1 protein-coding gene is annotated in these 605 nt (G+C 45.6%); it reads left to right on the forward strand.

The window, feature by feature from the left end; translation table 11 throughout:
- Window positions 1-99: 99 nt before the first annotated feature.
- The coding region (locus LH47_RS14905; RefSeq protein WP_043968840.1) for a helix-turn-helix domain-containing protein at window positions 100-605 on the forward strand (506 nt) is incomplete at its 3' end.

A 605-nucleotide genomic window follows, 5' to 3' on the forward strand; every position in this document is an offset into this window, starting at 1 on the left:
CTATATACATGCACCTTAAAATGATAACTTCTGTATGAACACCTTTTTCCATGGTTATACTGCTCCTAAATACCCACGTACAAAAGGAGCGGAAATGACATGAAACGTCTTAAAATTACAAATGATCACGGTTGGACACCTCGAACCCTTCGGAAACAAGAACGGAAAATCAAAGATGCTTCGCTTCGCGCTCGGGTGACTGCCGTTCGCCTCGTCATGGAAGGGTTTCTTGGAAAAGATGTCGCAAAAATGGTTAATCTATGCCGCCAATCGGTTTCCTTCTACGTCGAACGGTTTAATGAAGGAGGGCTCGATCATTTACTCGATCGCCGCTTGCCACCTGGTCGCTTGCCATTTCTTACGGAAGAACAACAACAGGAGATCAGACAACTGATATTAACTACCACCCCTGTGGATGTCGGCTGGGGCATTTCTTCGTCATGGAACACACGTATATTGCAATCTTACATCCAACAAACCTATGGCGTTTCGATGTCACGAGAAGGCATTCGCAAGTTATTGCATCGTCTTCGTTTGTCATGGACACGCCCGACCTATAAGCTCGTCAAAGGCGATCCAGTGCTTCAAGCAGCCTTTGAAAAAGA

This window comes from Anoxybacillus thermarum, assembly GCF_000836725.1.
In the GTDB taxonomy this organism is placed as follows: Bacteria; Bacillota; Bacilli; order Bacillales; family Anoxybacillaceae; genus Anoxybacillus; species Anoxybacillus thermarum.